12 protein-coding genes are annotated in these 13907 nt (G+C 66.5%); 2 read left to right on the forward strand and 10 right to left on the reverse strand.

The genetic code is table 11. The annotated features are described in order from the left end of the window. Positions 1-241: 241 nt before the first annotated feature. From GGQ74_RS09355 to GGQ74_RS09385, 7 genes are all read right to left on the reverse strand, one after another. Positions 242-3253 carry an AIR synthase-related protein gene (locus GGQ74_RS09355; protein WP_167941297.1) on the reverse strand — a complete coding sequence of 1004 codons (3012 nt, stop codon included), beginning with the start codon at positions 3251-3253 and terminating at the stop codon, positions 242-244. Positions 3254-3396: 143 nt separating this feature from the next. After that, positions 3397-5880: a sensor domain-containing diguanylate cyclase gene (locus GGQ74_RS09360; protein WP_167941298.1), complete on the reverse strand. Its 2484-nt coding sequence runs from the start codon at positions 5878-5880 to the stop codon at positions 3397-3399. 18 nt (positions 5881-5898) lie between these two features. Next, positions 5899-6888 carry a polyprenyl synthetase family protein gene (locus GGQ74_RS09365; protein WP_245168225.1) on the reverse strand — a complete coding sequence of 330 codons (990 nt, stop codon included), beginning with the start codon at positions 6886-6888 and terminating at the stop codon, positions 5899-5901. 52 nt (positions 6889-6940) lie between these two features. Continuing rightward, the gene (locus GGQ74_RS09370) at positions 6941-7744 is read right to left on the reverse strand and encodes a 1,4-dihydroxy-6-naphtoate synthase (protein ID WP_167941299.1); all 804 of its coding nucleotides are present in this window, start codon (positions 7742-7744) and stop codon (positions 6941-6943) included. Positions 7745-7807: 63 nt separating this feature from the next. After that, positions 7808-8536 (reverse strand): futalosine hydrolase, encoded by a 729-nt coding sequence (mqnB, locus tag GGQ74_RS09375; protein WP_167941300.1) that lies wholly within the window; start codon positions 8534-8536, stop codon positions 7808-7810. A gap of 3 nt (positions 8537-8539) precedes the next feature. After that, complete coding sequence (locus GGQ74_RS09380; RefSeq protein WP_167941301.1) at positions 8540-8707, reverse strand: hypothetical protein; 168 nt, start codon at positions 8705-8707, stop codon at positions 8540-8542. 78 nt (positions 8708-8785) lie between these two features. Beyond that, a complete protein-coding gene (locus GGQ74_RS09385; RefSeq protein WP_209280144.1) occupies positions 8786-10099 on the reverse strand; it encodes a nucleotide sugar dehydrogenase in 1314 nt (437 codons plus the stop codon). A gap of 82 nt (positions 10100-10181) precedes the next feature. Here GGQ74_RS09385 and GGQ74_RS09390 point away from each other — a divergent pair, with 82 nt between their 5' ends. Beyond that, the gene (locus GGQ74_RS09390; protein WP_167941302.1) at positions 10182-10379 is read left to right on the forward strand and encodes a DUF2065 domain-containing protein; all 198 of its coding nucleotides are present in this window, start codon (positions 10182-10184) and stop codon (positions 10377-10379) included. 13 nt (positions 10380-10392) lie between these two features. On the opposite strand, the gene GGQ74_RS16485 is transcribed toward GGQ74_RS09390, so the two are convergent. From GGQ74_RS16485 to GGQ74_RS09405, 3 genes are all read right to left on the reverse strand, one after another. Next, positions 10393-11652, reverse strand: a complete 1260-nt coding sequence (locus GGQ74_RS16485; RefSeq protein ID WP_342448609.1) for a ubiquinone/menaquinone biosynthesis methyltransferase — start codon at positions 11650-11652, stop codon at positions 10393-10395. Positions 11653-11674: 22 nt separating this feature from the next. Continuing rightward, positions 11675-11842: a hypothetical protein gene (locus tag GGQ74_RS09400; protein ID WP_167941303.1), complete on the reverse strand. Its 168-nt coding sequence runs from the start codon at positions 11840-11842 to the stop codon at positions 11675-11677. A gap of 243 nt (positions 11843-12085) precedes the next feature. Continuing rightward, a complete protein-coding gene (locus tag GGQ74_RS09405; RefSeq protein WP_167941304.1) occupies positions 12086-13078 on the reverse strand; it encodes an NAD(P)H-dependent glycerol-3-phosphate dehydrogenase in 993 nt (330 codons plus the stop codon). A 188-nt stretch (positions 13079-13266) separates the two neighbouring features. Here GGQ74_RS09405 and ahbB point away from each other — a divergent pair, with 188 nt between their 5' ends. Further along, complete coding sequence (gene ahbB, locus GGQ74_RS09410; protein ID WP_167941305.1) at positions 13267-13746, forward strand: siroheme decarboxylase subunit beta; 480 nt, start codon at positions 13267-13269, stop codon at positions 13744-13746. Positions 13747-13907 lie beyond the last annotated feature (161 nt).

Genomic DNA, 13907 nt, shown 5'->3' on the forward strand with positions numbered 1-13907 from the left:
GTCTGCCCTTGGCGAGCCGTGCGGCTTTGCACAACGAAGCCCTAGTGAGGATTGTCAAGGGGGTCACCCCCTTGACCGGGTCCGGGCAGAGCCCGGCCGCCGGAGGCCACGTCTTGCACCCTTAAGCGAACGATACGCCCAGCCAAAGCGCCACGAACGACACGCCCAGCCACTGCACCGAAAAAACGGCCCGTCTCCTTGCGGAGACGGGCCGTTGGCGTCTTGGCGTGGCGGTGCGCGGTTAGGCGTTGGCGCCGGAGCCGTTGGTGCCGAAGGTTCCCTTCCATGCGCTGGCGAGGGTTTCGACATTTTCGGCGATGATGGTCTTGCCGTCGTGATCGACGTGGAGGGTGTCGGCACCGGTGACCTCGCCGATGCAGGCGAAGTGTTGGCCTGCGAAGATGGCTTCGAAGGCGTCGCGGTTTTCGGGCTTCACGCTCACGAGCAGGCGCGAGTTGGACTCGCTGTAGAGGATGTCGGTATCGGCCATGTTGGCGGGGCAGACCGGCACGCGGGTGAGGTCGATGCGTGCGCCGGTGCGGCCGCCGATGCACATTTCGGCTGCTGCCACGGCGAGGCCGCCGTCCGAGAGGTCGTGCGCGGCGGTGACGAGGCCGGAGGTGATGGCCTTGTGCAGCGCGTTGTAGCGTTCGCGGGCGGAGACGGCGTCGACCTGCGGCACTTCGGAGAAGGGAGCGCGCATCATGTCGGAGAGTTCGCTGCCGCCGAGTTCGGGCCGGGTGAGGCCGAGGATGTAGACGAGGTCTTCTGCGGCCTTGAAGTCCGAGGTGACGGCGTGGTTCACGTCGTCAACGATGCCGAGGACGGAGAAGAGCACCGTGGGCGGGATGGAAATCTTCTGTCCGCCGCCGGTGTAGTCGTTCTTCATGGAGTCCTTGCCGGAGATGCAGGGCACGCCGAAGGCCTGGCAGTAGTGGGCCAGCGCCTGATTGGCGCGCACGAGCTGGGCGAGCTTGTACTGGCCGTCCGGGGTGCGCTCGGACTGGACGGGGTCGCACCAGCAGAAGTTGTCGGTGCCGGCCATGTGGCGCGGGTTCGCGCCGGTGGCCACGGCGTTGCGGACAGCTTCGTCGATGGCGGAGGCCATCATCCAGTAGGTGTCGAGCTTGGAGAACTTGGGACAGATGCCGTGGGAGACCACGATGCCCTTGGTGGAGCCGAGCACCGGGCGCATGACGCCCGCATCGGAGGGGCCGTCGTTCTTCGCGCCGGTGAGGGGCTTGACCACGCTTCCGCCCTGCACTTCATGGTCGTACTGGCGGACGATGTACTCCTTGGAGCACACGTTGAGGCGGCCGAGCATCTTGCGCAGCAGTGCGCCCTGATCCGTGACGAAGAACGGCATGTAGGGGTCTTCGTCGCCGGGGCGTTCCCACACGGCGGTAAGGTGCATCTGGGGCACGCCGTCGTGGAGGAAGTCCATGGGCAGGTAGGCCACGGGGGTGTCGCCATAGGTGACGTGGAAGTAGCCGGTGTCGGTGAATTCGCCGAGCACGGAGGCTTCCACGCCCATTTCCTCGGCCATGGCGAGGAACGCGGGGAGCTGCTCCTTGGAGACGGCCAGGGTCATGCGCTCCTGCGCCTCGGAGAGGAGGATTTCCCACGGACGCAGGCCGTCGTACTTGAGCGGAGCCTGCGAGAGGTCCATGCGGCAGCCGCCGCTGAACTCGGCCATTTCGCCCACGGAGGAGGACAGGCCGCCCGCGCCGTTGTCGGTGATGGCGTTGTAGAGGCCCGCGTCACGCGCGCGCATGAGGAAGTCGTACATCTTGCGCTGGGTGATGGGGTCGCCGATCTGGACGGCGGTTGCGGGGGAACCCTCGTGCAGCTCCTCGGAGGAGAAGGTCGCGCCGTGGATGCCGTCTTTGCCGATGCGGCCGCCGCACATGACGATGAAGTCGCCGGGGAGGGCGGCCTTCTCATGGCTGGGCTTGCCGCCGACTTCGCGGGGCATGATGCCGATGGTGCCGCAGAAGACGAGGGGCTTGCCAAGGTACTGGTCGTGGAAGACCACGGAACCGTTGACCGTGGGGATGCCGGACTTGTTGCCGCCGTGCTCCACGCCCTCGCGCACGCCTTCGAGCACGCGGCGCGGGTGCAGCAGGCGGGGAGGCAGTTCGCCGGTGTGGAAGGGCGAGGCGAAGCAGAAGACGTCCGTATTGCAGACGAGGTTCGCGCCCATGCCGGTGCCCATGGGGTCGCGGTTCACGCCGACGATGCCGGTCAGCGCACCGCCGTAGGGGTCGAGCGCGGAGGGGCTGTTGTGGGTCTCCACCTTGATGCACACGCTGTGCTTCTCGTCGAAGGTGATGACGCCCGCGTTGTCCTTGAACACGGAGAGGCAGAAGTCGTTCGTGCCCTGCTGTTCGCGGATGCGCGCGGTGGAGTCCATGATGAAGGTCTTGAACAGGCTGTCGATGGTGCTCCGGGTGCCGTTCTCGCGGTCCTCGTAGTCGATCTTGGCGCTGAAGATCTTGTGCTTGCAGTGCTCGGACCAGGTCTGGGCCAGCGCTTCAAGCTCCGCGTCCGTGGGGCGGGCGGCGAGGCCTGCCTCGGCGCGGGCGGCGATGACGGCGGACTCGCGGAAGTGGTCGCGAATGGCCTTCATCTCTTCGAGGGAGAGGGCGAGGGTGTTCTCGCGGGAGAAGGCCACCAACTCCTCGTCGCTCATGGCGTCGAGGTTCACCTCGGCCACTTCGTCGTGGGCCTCGCCGGTGACCTGCGCGGCCTTGGCGGCGAAGCCGGGTTCGGCGGCCCACTGCGCGGCGCTCTTGTACTCGAAGCGCTGGATGAGCTCGTTGGCGAGGTAGTCGCGGCCGATGCGCGCCACGTCTTCCTCGCAGAGGTCACCGGAAAGCAGGTAGCGCGTGGAGGTGAATACGGCGATGCGTTCGGCCTCGGCCTTGTTCAGGCCGAGAACGAGGGCGACGCTCTCGCGGGCGGTGCGGCCCTCGTTGTCCGTGACGCCGGGGCGGAAGCCGACTTCCAGCGTCCAGTCGAAGGCGGTGTCGAAGGGTTCGAGCGAAACCTCGTGCAGCACGGGATCGTGCAGCGCGGCGGCGTCGAGAATCCGGGCGATGCCCGCGTCGTCGACGCCCTGAATGGTGAAGACCTTTATGATGCGGCAGTCGTCCACGGGCACGCCAGTCGCCCGGCTGATGCCGCGGGCGACCTTCTGGCCCACCGTGTCCGTGACATGCTTCTTAAGCCCCAACTCAACTCGCCTGAGCATTGACTTGTCTCCCTGTTGTCGTGCTGCACGGGCCGGTCAGACGGCCCCGGTGTCCCGGAAATGATGATGCCGGGTCCGCGTATGCGGCCCGGTCCCTTCGAGCCGTTTCCGTACGTGGAAACGGCTGTGGAGCGGGGCGGGGGTCAGTCCGCCCAACAGATGCGATTGCCTCCCGCGGCCTTGGCGGCATAGGCGGCCTTGTCCGCCCTGCGCAGGAGGTCTTCGGGCTTTTCGTGGGGAGCGAGTAGGGCCGCGCCCATGCTCATGCCCACGGTGCCGCGAAAACGGTTCGACACGAACGCGTGGATGCGTTCGGCAAGGGCCATGAGGCCCGAAGCACTTGATTCTGTGGCGATGACGGCGAATTCGTCGCCGCCGTAGCGGCAGGGGAAATCCGTGCCTTTGCGGATGGTTGCACGCAAAGCCTGTGCGATTTCACGCAGCAGTTCGTCACCGGCCTGGTGGCCCCGGGTGTCGTTGATTTCCTTGAACCCGTCAAGGTCGAAGAACAACAGACCGAGGGGGCGGCCCGTGCGGAGGCTGCGTTGCATCTCGCGTTCGAGCAGCGCATTGAACTGGTAGTGGTTGAACAGGCCGGTCAGACCGTCGCGGGTGGCCTGCCTGCGCAGCTTGTCTTCCAGCCGCCGGATTTCCGTGAGGTCGCGCCCCACCACAAGGTAGCTCGGGGTGCCGCCCATCGCGCCGAGGAGCGAGCTGACGACCAGTTCGAGATTGAGGCTGCGCTTGGCGTCGAGGCGCAGCAGAACCTCGATGGGGCTCGTGGCCGAGGCGAGGGCTTCCGGCCCCCACATGGCGGAGTCCTCCGTGGCGGGGGTGGCGCACTCGAAGAGGTTGCGACCTGTCAGGTCGTCCGCGTAGGCGGGGGAAGCGTAGGCGATGAGCCCCGTTGCGCTGACGGTGAGCACCACGTCCTGCATGGATTTCACGATCTGGCCGAGGAATTCGCCGTGCTGCAGCGCCTGCTTCTGCACGGCGGTGAGTTCGGTGATGTCCTCGATCATGAACAGAATTTCGCCCCCGGTCTGCCGATGGGCACAGAGGTACATGCAGTGGGCATCGTCCGTTGTGCTGTTCAGAAAGAATATCTTGCTGAACGCGGTGCGCCTCGGGGTGGTGAGAAAGCTGTCCCAGTCCGCGCCGAGGACCGTCGTGCCGGATTGCCCGAGGCAGTCGGCCATGGTGCGGCCCTTGGGGTTTCGCGGGTTGCCGAGCAGGTCGAACAGACGGAGATTGATTTCGGCCACGCGACCCTGCGCATCGAGCCGCGCCACGCCCACGGGCAGATTGTCCAAGGTTCTGGCCTTGGAGACGAGAACCGCCTGCCGTCTGGCGTATTGCTCCAGGGCGCGGCTCAGGAAACGGACGTAGAGTCCGAGTTCCGATTCGTCGGCGTGGCAGTTGGCGCGCAGGCGTAGTTCGCCCCACTGCGAGCCGAAGGCCGAGAGGTCGACGCGATGGCCGGTGATGTCCCATGGCAGGTCGTCGAGCTGCTGCGCCGCACCAAGCGGCGTGACTCCGCTGCCGGGGCGGGAGGCGTAGAGGCTGAAGCGGTTCAGCCCCGGTTCGTGCAGGGCGAGGTTCCATTCGTCGAGGCCGAAGTTCCAGCGCAGCTGGCGCGCGACGAGGGTGGCCACACCGTCGGTTCCGCCGTCGGTTCCGGCGATTTCCATGCTCTGGAAGTGGAAGCTCTGCATGGACTGGACGGAATGCTCGTAGAGGCGATGGCTCGGGTGCGCCTCGTCGATGCCGATGGTGGCGAGCATGGAGCGGAAGCGTTCGAGGCAGGTCAGGCGCAGGTGATTGAGTTCCTCGGGCGTGTAGGCGGCGGTGTAGCGGGTGAGGTTCGCCAGCAGCACGATGGAGTCCGGGGAGTGGACGTCTCCGCAGTCGTTGACCAGTTCCGCCCAGCGCGTTGCGAGGATGATGGCCTGCGTGAGTGGCGGATGGCCGTCGATGCCCGCGAGGTCGTGGTGGTGGCGGATGCCGTCACAGCCGAGATCCGGAATGCCCCACAGGGAGAGCAGTTCGGTGGAGAGTTCGCCGTGGTCGATGGACCACAGGTCACGTTCGGCTTCGAGTTGCCCCGGCTGGAGAGCCGTGAGTGGCGTTCCGGGCGTGCTGCTGGGCAGGGGTGTTTCACCCGCTCCGGCCAGCGCAACGAGGGAGATGTCCTTGAGCAGGGTGCACAGGTAGGCCTTGTGCATGGCCTCCGGGGCGAGGCGTTCCGCCAGCAGCTCCGCCGCGATGGCGGACCAGACCACCATCCGCCAGTTGGCGAAGGATTCCGGGCCTGCATGCCGGGAGATGCTGGAGCGGGACTGGAGATAGGCCACGGACAGGGCGATCTTGAGGATCTCCCGCGTGCCGAGGACCACGGCGGCTCGCTTGAGGTCGGTGATGCCGCGGCTCATGCCGTAGAACGGCGAATTGACGAGATTGAGGATGGCCGCGCTCATGGCCGGGTCTAGTTGGATGACCTTGGCGATGGCCTCGAAGTTCGGTTCCTGCTTGACCAGCTCACGCAGCAGTTGCGCCATTGCGGGAGGGAACGTCTGTTCCAGGCTTTGCCTGGCCGTGGTGAGGACCGACTTCAGGTGTTCATGCATGGCGCTTGTGCTTCGCGATCATTTTTGCCGGGCCAGCACGTAGTGCAGGATGGCGTCGAGCACCTCGCGCTCGGGACGGTCGGGGAATGAGCGCAGGGCTTCCCGTGCCCTTTCCGCATACTTACCGGCGGCCTCGCGCGTGCGGTCCGCAAGGCCGAGCCGCGTGATCTCGTCGAGGATGGCAGCGGTTTCCACCTCGGAGAGGGCGTTGTCGCGGAAGCGAGCTTCCAGCTCCGCGCGCCGGTCGGCCGGGAGGGAGTTGAAATAGCCGATGAGCGGCAGTGTCAGCTTGCCTTCGCGCAGGTCGCCGCCGGAGGGCTTGCCGGAGACGTCGGACGGGGACACGTAGTCCAGCGCGTCGTCCACCAGCTGGAAGGCGATGCCGAGGTAGAGGCCGTAGTCGTGCGCGGCCTGTTCGATTTCGGGGCCGGACCCGGCGATGATGGCTCCGCATTCACAGGCCGCCTGAAAGAGATAGGCCGTCTTGCCGGTGATGATGTCCAGATAGGCCTCGTTGGTCAGCTCCGTGTTGCGGACGTTGGCGATTTCTTTCACCTCGCCAGCGGCGGTGCGCATGATGGCCTCGGAGAGGATGGCCGTGAGCCGGGGCTGTCCGTAGTCCGCCACGAGGCGGTTGGCCAGCGCCAGCAGCACGTCGCCCGCGAGGATGGTCTCGGAGCGGCCGAACACGATGTGCGCGCTCTTGCGTCCGCGCCGCAGGTCCGCCTCGTCGAGAATGTCGTCGTGCAGAAGGGTTGCCGAGTGGAGCATCTCCAGAGAGCAGGCCAGCGGATAGGCCTTGTCGCCTTCGGCGCCGAGGGCGCGCGCGGCGAGGAGCGTGAGCAACGGGCGCAGGCGCTTGCCGCCCGCGGCGAGCACATGCTGGATGGGCGGGCGGACGCTTTCGTCGAGCCTGTCGGTCTCTGCCTGAAGGAACGCGTTGATGCGCGGCAGCTCGCGTTCAAGGTACAGGGCGATGATCTTCTGCATAGGCGGTGTATTATCCATGTTACCCTGCCGCATAGCAAGGCAATAGTGGTCAGCGGAAACTGGGTGGTCCCTATCCGATAGACGCGCCGGAGGCAAGTCTGGAGAGCAGATCAAGGGCGGCGCGTCCGGCTTCGCCCATATCGTCGCTCAGATCGTTCACGTAGGCGGCGATGTGGCGTTCAAGGGTCTCGTCGTCGAGTTCCTGCGCCAGCGTGCGCACCAGCGGCCATATGTCGGCGCGGGCGGCGCGGGCGTGGGCGAGGCTGGCGCGGATGGTGGCCACGACGGCGTCGCGGTCCTCGGGCGGCAGGTCGCGCCGGGCGGCGATGACGCCAAGCGGGATGGGCGCGCTGACGCCCTGCGCGTTCCACCATGCGCCGAGGTCCATGCGCAGTTCGAGGCCGTGGCGGGCGTAGACGAGGGCCGTCTCGTGGATGACGAGACCGGCGTCCACTCGGCCTTCGCGCACGGCGTCCACGATGTCCGAGAAGAGCATGGGCACGGGCGTGAAGCCTTGCGGCAGGGCCGCGCGCAGCACCGTGTAGGCCGTGGTGTGCAGGCCCGGTACGGCGATGGTGCGTAGCGTGGCGGGTGCGTCAGGCCGGGTGACGAGCTTCGGTCCCGCGCCGTGGCCGAAGGCCGCGCCCGAGGGCAGGATCTCGTAGTCGTCGGACAGGGCGAGGGCTGCTGCGGCGGAGAGCTTGATGACGTCGTGGCGGCCCGCTGCGGCGGACTGGTTGAGCTCCTCCACGTCGGCCCAGAAGAAGCGGACCGGGCGGGACAGGCGCTCGGGCACGAGGCCGAGGATCCATGCCGCAAAGATGAACGTGTCGTTGGGACACGGGGAAATGGCGACGCTTAAGGGAGTGTTCATCGTATCGTCCATATGTCGGGCGGCGGTGGCTACCGCGTCGTCGCGCAGTGCCGTCGCGCCCGTTTACGGGATCGGTTCGTCGGTCCCGGCGGGTGATGCGCCGCCGAGAAGCGTTGTGGCGACTTCGGCGAGGCGCTCAAGGGCTTGGGGCAGGTTCCAGTCCTCTGCTGCGCGCGAACCGACGCGGTTCGACACGGTGCGGATTTCGAGGAAGGGTAGCCCCAGTTGCGCGCAGGCCAGCGCGAGGGCGAAGCCCTCCATGCCTTCGGTCCGCGCGTCGGGATAGCGCTCGCGCAGGATGCTCAGGCGCTGCGGCGTGCCCGTCACGCCGGACACGGTGAGCATGCCCGCGCGGGCCCAGTGGGCTGGAAGCGTCAGGCCCATGGCCCGGGCCGCGTGGGCCGGGTCGAGGTCGATGCGGTCGAAGACGCGGCCCGCCGGGCCGTCGTGTAGCGCAAAGCCGATGCCCTGCGGGTCCGTGCCGTTCGGGCCGTTGAGGCCATACTCCGGCCACAGTTCGGCGTTGGCCGCGCAGACTGCCCCGAGGGGCAGCGCGGCGTCGTCGAGGGTTCCGGCCACGCCGAGGTTCAGCACTCCGTCGATGCCGGACTGCGAGGCGACGAGACGTCCCAGATGCAGCCCCGCATTGATCGGGGACAGGCCCGTGACCAGCACGAACGCGTCGCGACCGCACACGGCGGAGCGCAACCAGCCGCCCTGCTCCGGCACAGGATGGAGCTGGGGCAGGGCGGCCGAACATTCGCGCGCGGTGGCGAAAACGAGGGCGAGCATCGCTCAGTCCTTCCTGATCGTCACGAGGTAGTGGGCGGAGGGCAGGCGCTCGCGCGAGACGAGGCTCGCGCCCCGGTGGCGGAGGATGATGTCGACCTTGATCAGGCCTTCATAGTCCACCTCGGCCTCGAGGAGGCCGCCGGACGGCAGATCCTGGAGATGCAAACTCATCTCCCGATAGCCCGCTCAGCAGTCCTGCCAGCAGATGATGCGACGCATGTCGTCACTCATCGCGTCCTCCCGTGGCGGCTAGAGCCGCCAGTATCCCATGCCCGCGCCCTCGATGGCGGCGCGGTCGAAAAAGCCCTTGATGTCCATGAGCATGCCCTTGGCGGGATCGGCGAAGAATCCGGCGATGCGCTCGGCGGAAAGCTCCGTGTACTGCCTGTGGGACACGGCGAGGAACAGGCCGTCCAGATTCGTGAACTCGTCGAGTCCGGCGAGGGTGAGGCCGTATTCGCGCTGGGCTTCCTCGGGGTCGGCCATGGGATCGTGCACGACGATCTCGATGCCGTATTCGCGAAGCTCGTGGATGATGTCCACGACCTTGGTGTTGCGCAGGTCGGGCACGTTTTCCTTGAAGGTGAGGCCGAGGATGCCCACACGCGCGCCCTTGACGAGACAGCCGCGTCCGATGAGCTTCTTGACCATGGATTCGGCCAGCCATTTGCCCATGGAGTCGTTGATCTCGCGACCGGCGAGGATGACCTGCGGGTGGAAGCCCATCTCTTCGGCCTTGAAGGTCAGGTAGTAGGGGTCCACGCCGATGCAGTGACCGCCCACCAGACCCGGACGGAAGGGCAGGAAGTTCCACTTGGTGCCCGCGGCTTCGAGGACTTCGATGGTGTCGATGCCCATGCGGTCGAAGATGAGCGCCAGCTCGTTCATGAGCGCGATGTTGAGGTCGCGCTGGGTGTTCTCGATGACCTTGGCCGCCTCGGCGACCTTGATGCTCGACGCGCGGTGAACGCCCGCCGCGACCACAGTGCCGTAGACGCGGGCAAGCAGGTCGGCGGTTTCCTCGTTCTGACCGGCCACGATCTTCACGATGGTTTCGAGGGTGTGCACCTTGTCGCCGGGGTTGATGCGCTCCGGCGAGTAGCCCACGAAGAAGTCGCGGCCACAGGTCAGGCCGGAACGCTCCTCGATGATGGGCACGCAGATGTCCTCGGTGAGGCCGGGGTAGACCGTGGACTCGTAGACGATGACCGTGTCCGGGGACAGGTTCTCGCCTACGGTGCGGCTGGCACCGGTGACGGGAGTCAGGTCCGGACGGCGGTTGGCGTCGATGGGCGTGGGCACGGCCACGATGATCAGCCCCGCGCGGCGCAGGTCGGCGGGGTCGCAGGTGTATTCGATCTCCGCGGCGGTGAGCCTGTCGGGGGCCACTTCGCCGGTGCGGTCGGTGCCCTTGCGCAGCTCATCCACGCGGCGGGCGGAGATGTCGAAGCCGATGATCTGGAAATGGCGGGACAGGGCCACCGCAAGCGGCAGGCCCACGTAACCCAGACCGACCACGGCCAGCGGCTTCTGCTTGCTGGCAAGCTGTTCGAATGTCGTCATGCTCTTGATGCTCCTTGATATTTCCCACTGGGGCGCAACGCGCGGGAGTGGACACGGCGGGGCGGCGAATGTAGGTTGACGCATGCAGTTCGACTGGAAGCTCTTCACCGCAGCGATCGGGCTTGCGTTCGTCTTCGAAGGCGTCTTCTACGCATTGGCCGCCAACCACATGCAGCGCATTTTGCGTGCACTGGCCGACAGACCTCCGTCCGAGCTGCGTACGCTCGGGCTTACGGCAGCCATTCTCGGGCTGCTGCTGGTCTGGTTCGCGCGGTCCTGATCCCGGCGCGTCGTTACTTCTTCTTCGCGGGCGCGGCCTTCTTGGTCGTCGCCTTCTTCTTTTTCGTCTTGGCCGCGGGCTTCTTCGCCGCGGCCGAATTCGTTTCGTTTGCTGCCTTGGCGGCCGCCTTCGTGCCCTTCGTCGTCGTGGTCTTCTTCGAGGCCTTTTTCGGTGCCGCCTGCGCCGGAGCCGCCTTGGCGGGTTCCGTCTTCGCAGCCTCGGGCATCTTGGACTTTGGCTCCTCGGTCGTCACGGGAGTCTCGACGACGGGTTCGGAGGCCGGGGCCTTGTCGGCGGGCGCTTCGGCCTTCGGTGCCACGGGTTCCGCAACCGGTTCCGCTTTGGGGACCTCGGCCTTCGCCGGTGCCGCGGGTGCGGTCGTCTCGGTGGGCTGCGCGGCTTCGGGCGCGTCCTCGGTGGCGGTCGCTTCGTGCGCGCGGGCGGCCATGTCAAGCCCTGCGAGGGCGACGGCCACGGCCTGCGCGTTGAATTCGAGGGCGGAGCGTCCGTCGGCGTCGGTGACGCGCGCGGCGGGTGCGGGGGCGGGCGCTTCGGCCGCCGCGGCCTTGCGGGCTACGTGGATGTTCACGATGCCCGACATGAGCGGTACGTGGTACACCTGCTCGAAGCCTGCGGCGCGGATTTCATCGGCCAGTTCCGGCGCGGTGGGGAAGGCGCAGATGGTGTCGGCGAGGTAGGCGTAGGCCTTTTCGTCGCCGGAGAAGACCCTGCCGATGAGGGGCAGGAGCTTGTTCAGATAGAAATTGTAGAGGCCCTTCCAGATGCGATTGCGGCCCGAGCCGAATTCGAGGATGCACATGCGCCCGCCGGGCACCAGCACGCGCAGCATTTCGGCGTAGGCGTCCTCGCGGGGACGGATGTTGCGGATGCCGAAGGCGATGGTGACGTTGTCCACGCTGTGGCCGGGCAGGGGGATGTTCCGGCCATCGGCCAGCACGGGAAGAATGTTCGCGTGGGTGCCGGGCTTGAGCTTGCGGCGGCCCTTGAGCAGCATAGGCTTCGCGAAGTCCATGGACAGGACCTGCGTGCCGGGGTGCTGCCGGAGGATTTCGAGGGACACGTCCAGCGTGCCGGCGGCGAGGTCGAGAACGCGGCGGGTGGGACCGGGGCGCAGCATGCGCACCAGCCGGTAGCGCCAGTAGATGTCCAGCCCGAGGCTCAGGAAGTGATTGAGGAAGTCGTACCAGTCGGCGATGCGTCCGAACATGCCGGCGACCCGTCCGGCGTGTCTGGCGTGGTCGATGTTCTGCATGGGAGTGGAGCCTCGGAGATGTTTAGCGCTCGGTGGGCGCGTTGTCGTCGTTCGAGATGGTGGCCAGAACCTCTCTGTAGATGCTGGAGAAGAACTCCGAGAAGTTGGTGGGGGAGATGCGTCCCGTCTCGATGAACTTGACAACGATCTCCTTCGTTACCTGCAATGCCTGCTGCTGTAGCTTGTCCACTGAAAGCCTCCATGGAGATGGCGGGCGCAGTGCGCACGCTTTCTTGAAAAACCCGCCCGGGGGGAAACGCCATTCGACCACCGAGTCAAAAGCGACCGGGCGGGAAAGGAAGATAACCCTGGTAGGCCACCCCCCTTTTTCCGGGGCTTGTAGCATCTTGCCAACCCGGAGTCGAGGCATAGTGCATGGCGGGCCGTGGCGGCTCGCCATGCCGTGCGCGATATGCTGCGTCCGCGAGATGTCCTATTCGTCGCGCAGGTCGCGGGTCATGAGTTCCGCCACGGCCTGCCGGGGAGACTTGTCCTCGTAGAGCACCTGATGGAGCTCGCTGGTGATGGGCAGATCCACGCCAAGCTCCATGGCGAGGGAGTGCACGGCCTCGGTGGTCTTCACGCCCTCGGCCACGGAGCGCATCTCGCCGAGGATGTCCACCAGCTTTCGGCCACGGCCGATCTGCAAGCCCACCTGCCGGTTGCGCGAGGCGTCGCCCGTGCAGGTCAGCACGAGGTCGCCAAGGCCCGATAGGCCCTGAAAGGTCTCTGCCCGCGCGCCGAGCGCCACGCCGAGGCGGCTCATTTCGGTCAGCCCGCGCGTGATGAGGGCCGCCCGGGCGTTGGAGCCGAAGTCGAGCCCGTCGGCGATGCCCGCCGCGATGGCGATGATGTTCTTGAATGCGCCGCCGAGTTCCACGCCGCGATAGTCCGTGGTGGTGTAGATGCGGAAGTGCTCGGTGGAGAGCGCGTCGCGGATGGCGCGGCCGCGCTTCTCGTCCGCACAGCCGAGGGTGACGGTGGTGGGGATGTCGCGGCTGACCTCGTCCGCGAAGGACGGGCCGGACAGCATGGCGTAGTGCGGTCGCAGATCGCCCAGCACGTCGTCCACCACCTGTGACATGGTCATGTGCGTGGAAAGTTCGATGCCCTTGCTGGCGCAGACGATGATCGGCCGCGAGGGCAGGTGCTCCACGCAGTTTTCCATGGCCTGCCGGGTGAACTGCGCGGGGACGGCCCACAGGAAGATTTCGGCGTTCTCGCTGGCGTGCGCCATGTCCGTCGTTGCGGTGAGGCGCGGATCAAGGGCGATGCCCGGGAGGTACCACGAGTTCTCGTGCTCCCGGTTGAGGCGCGAGACCATGTCGTGCTGGCGGGACCAGAGGATGGTGTCGTGTCCCTTGCGGGCGCAGACGTTGGCGAGTGTGGTTCCCCACGCACCCGCGCCGATGACGGCGATCTTCATGATGCGGCATTCTCCTTTTTGCTGGTTCTGCGGCGCTTCGAGCCTGTTTCCTAGGATTTCCGGAGAGTACATATCCCGCGCCACCTGCCAAGGCAAGGTTGGCGGTTGCAACGGCCTCAAGGCTCCGGTATCACAGGTCCGTCCGGCGGTTCTCCGCAGGATGCATCCCAAACGCGAGGATATACAGCATGGCAGCACGCACGTTCACGGATATGCAGCGCACGATACTGCGCAGGATTCAGGGCACCCTGCCCGACAGCCCGACGCCCTTCGCGGATATCGCCGCCGAGGCGGGCGTGACCGAGCAGGAGGTTCTCGACCTCGTGCGCGGCCTCAAGGCCGACGGCGCCATCCGTCGCTTCGGAGCCACCCTTCGGCATCAGAAGGCCGGATACGCCCACAACGCCATGGTCGCGTGGTATGTGGAGGCGGATCTGGACATCGACGAGGTCGGTGCCATCATGGCCGCACGCCCCGAAGTGTCGCACTGCTATCACCGCCGTAACTGCATGGACTGGCCCTACAATATCTACACCATGATTCACGGCCAGAATCCAGACGATTACAAGCTCGTTGTCGAGGAGATCATCGCCGCCACCGGCGTGACCCAGTACGACGTGCTCGAAAGCGTGAAGGAACTCAAGAAGTCCTCCATGAAATACTTCTAGCCGACGCTTCCGGCCCGGCCGGGACACGGCGGACCAAGGAACCCGCGTGGACGCCCACCCTGTGCAATCCCCCGCACTGCGCGTCCGCGATATCTTTTTCGCAGGGGGGCGAGGCTTCGGGCGCGTTTCCGCTCTTGTCGGGCGGGCCGTGGACTCGGGCC

Source organism: Desulfobaculum xiamenense (assembly GCF_011927665.1).
Taxonomy (GTDB): Bacteria; Desulfobacterota; Desulfovibrionia; order Desulfovibrionales; family Desulfovibrionaceae; genus Desulfobaculum; species Desulfobaculum xiamenense.

Excerpts from the sequence above, each read along its gene's own strand:
- GGQ74_RS09355 (WP_167941297.1), bottom strand. The coding sequence starts at position 3,253 with ATGCTCAGGCGAGTTGAGTTGGGGCTTAAGAAGCATGTCACGGACACG.
- GGQ74_RS09360 (WP_167941298.1), bottom strand. The coding sequence starts at position 5,880 with ATGCATGAACACCTGAAGTCGGTCCTCACCACGGCCAGGCAAAGCCTG.
- GGQ74_RS09365 (WP_245168225.1), bottom strand. The coding sequence starts at position 6,888 with ATGGATAATACACCGCCTATGCAGAAGATCATCGCCCTGTACCTTGAA.
- GGQ74_RS09370 (WP_167941299.1), bottom strand. The coding sequence starts at position 7,744 with ATGAACACTCCCTTAAGCGTCGCCATTTCCCCGTGTCCCAACGACACG.
- mqnB (WP_167941300.1), bottom strand. The coding sequence starts at position 8,536 with ATGCTCGCCCTCGTTTTCGCCACCGCGCGCGAATGTTCGGCCGCCCTG.
- GGQ74_RS09380 (WP_167941301.1), bottom strand. The coding sequence starts at position 8,707 with ATGAGTTTGCATCTCCAGGATCTGCCGTCCGGCGGCCTCCTCGAGGCC.
- GGQ74_RS09385 (WP_209280144.1), bottom strand. The coding sequence starts at position 10,099 with ATGACGACATTCGAACAGCTTGCCAGCAAGCAGAAGCCGCTGGCCGTG.
- GGQ74_RS09390 (WP_167941302.1), top strand. The coding sequence starts at position 10,182 with ATGCAGTTCGACTGGAAGCTCTTCACCGCAGCGATCGGGCTTGCGTTC.
- GGQ74_RS16485 (WP_342448609.1), bottom strand. The coding sequence starts at position 11,652 with ATGCAGAACATCGACCACGCCAGACACGCCGGACGGGTCGCCGGCATG.
- GGQ74_RS09405 (WP_167941304.1), bottom strand. The coding sequence starts at position 13,078 with ATGAAGATCGCCGTCATCGGCGCGGGTGCGTGGGGAACCACACTCGCC.
- ahbB (WP_167941305.1), top strand. The coding sequence starts at position 13,267 with ATGGCAGCACGCACGTTCACGGATATGCAGCGCACGATACTGCGCAGG.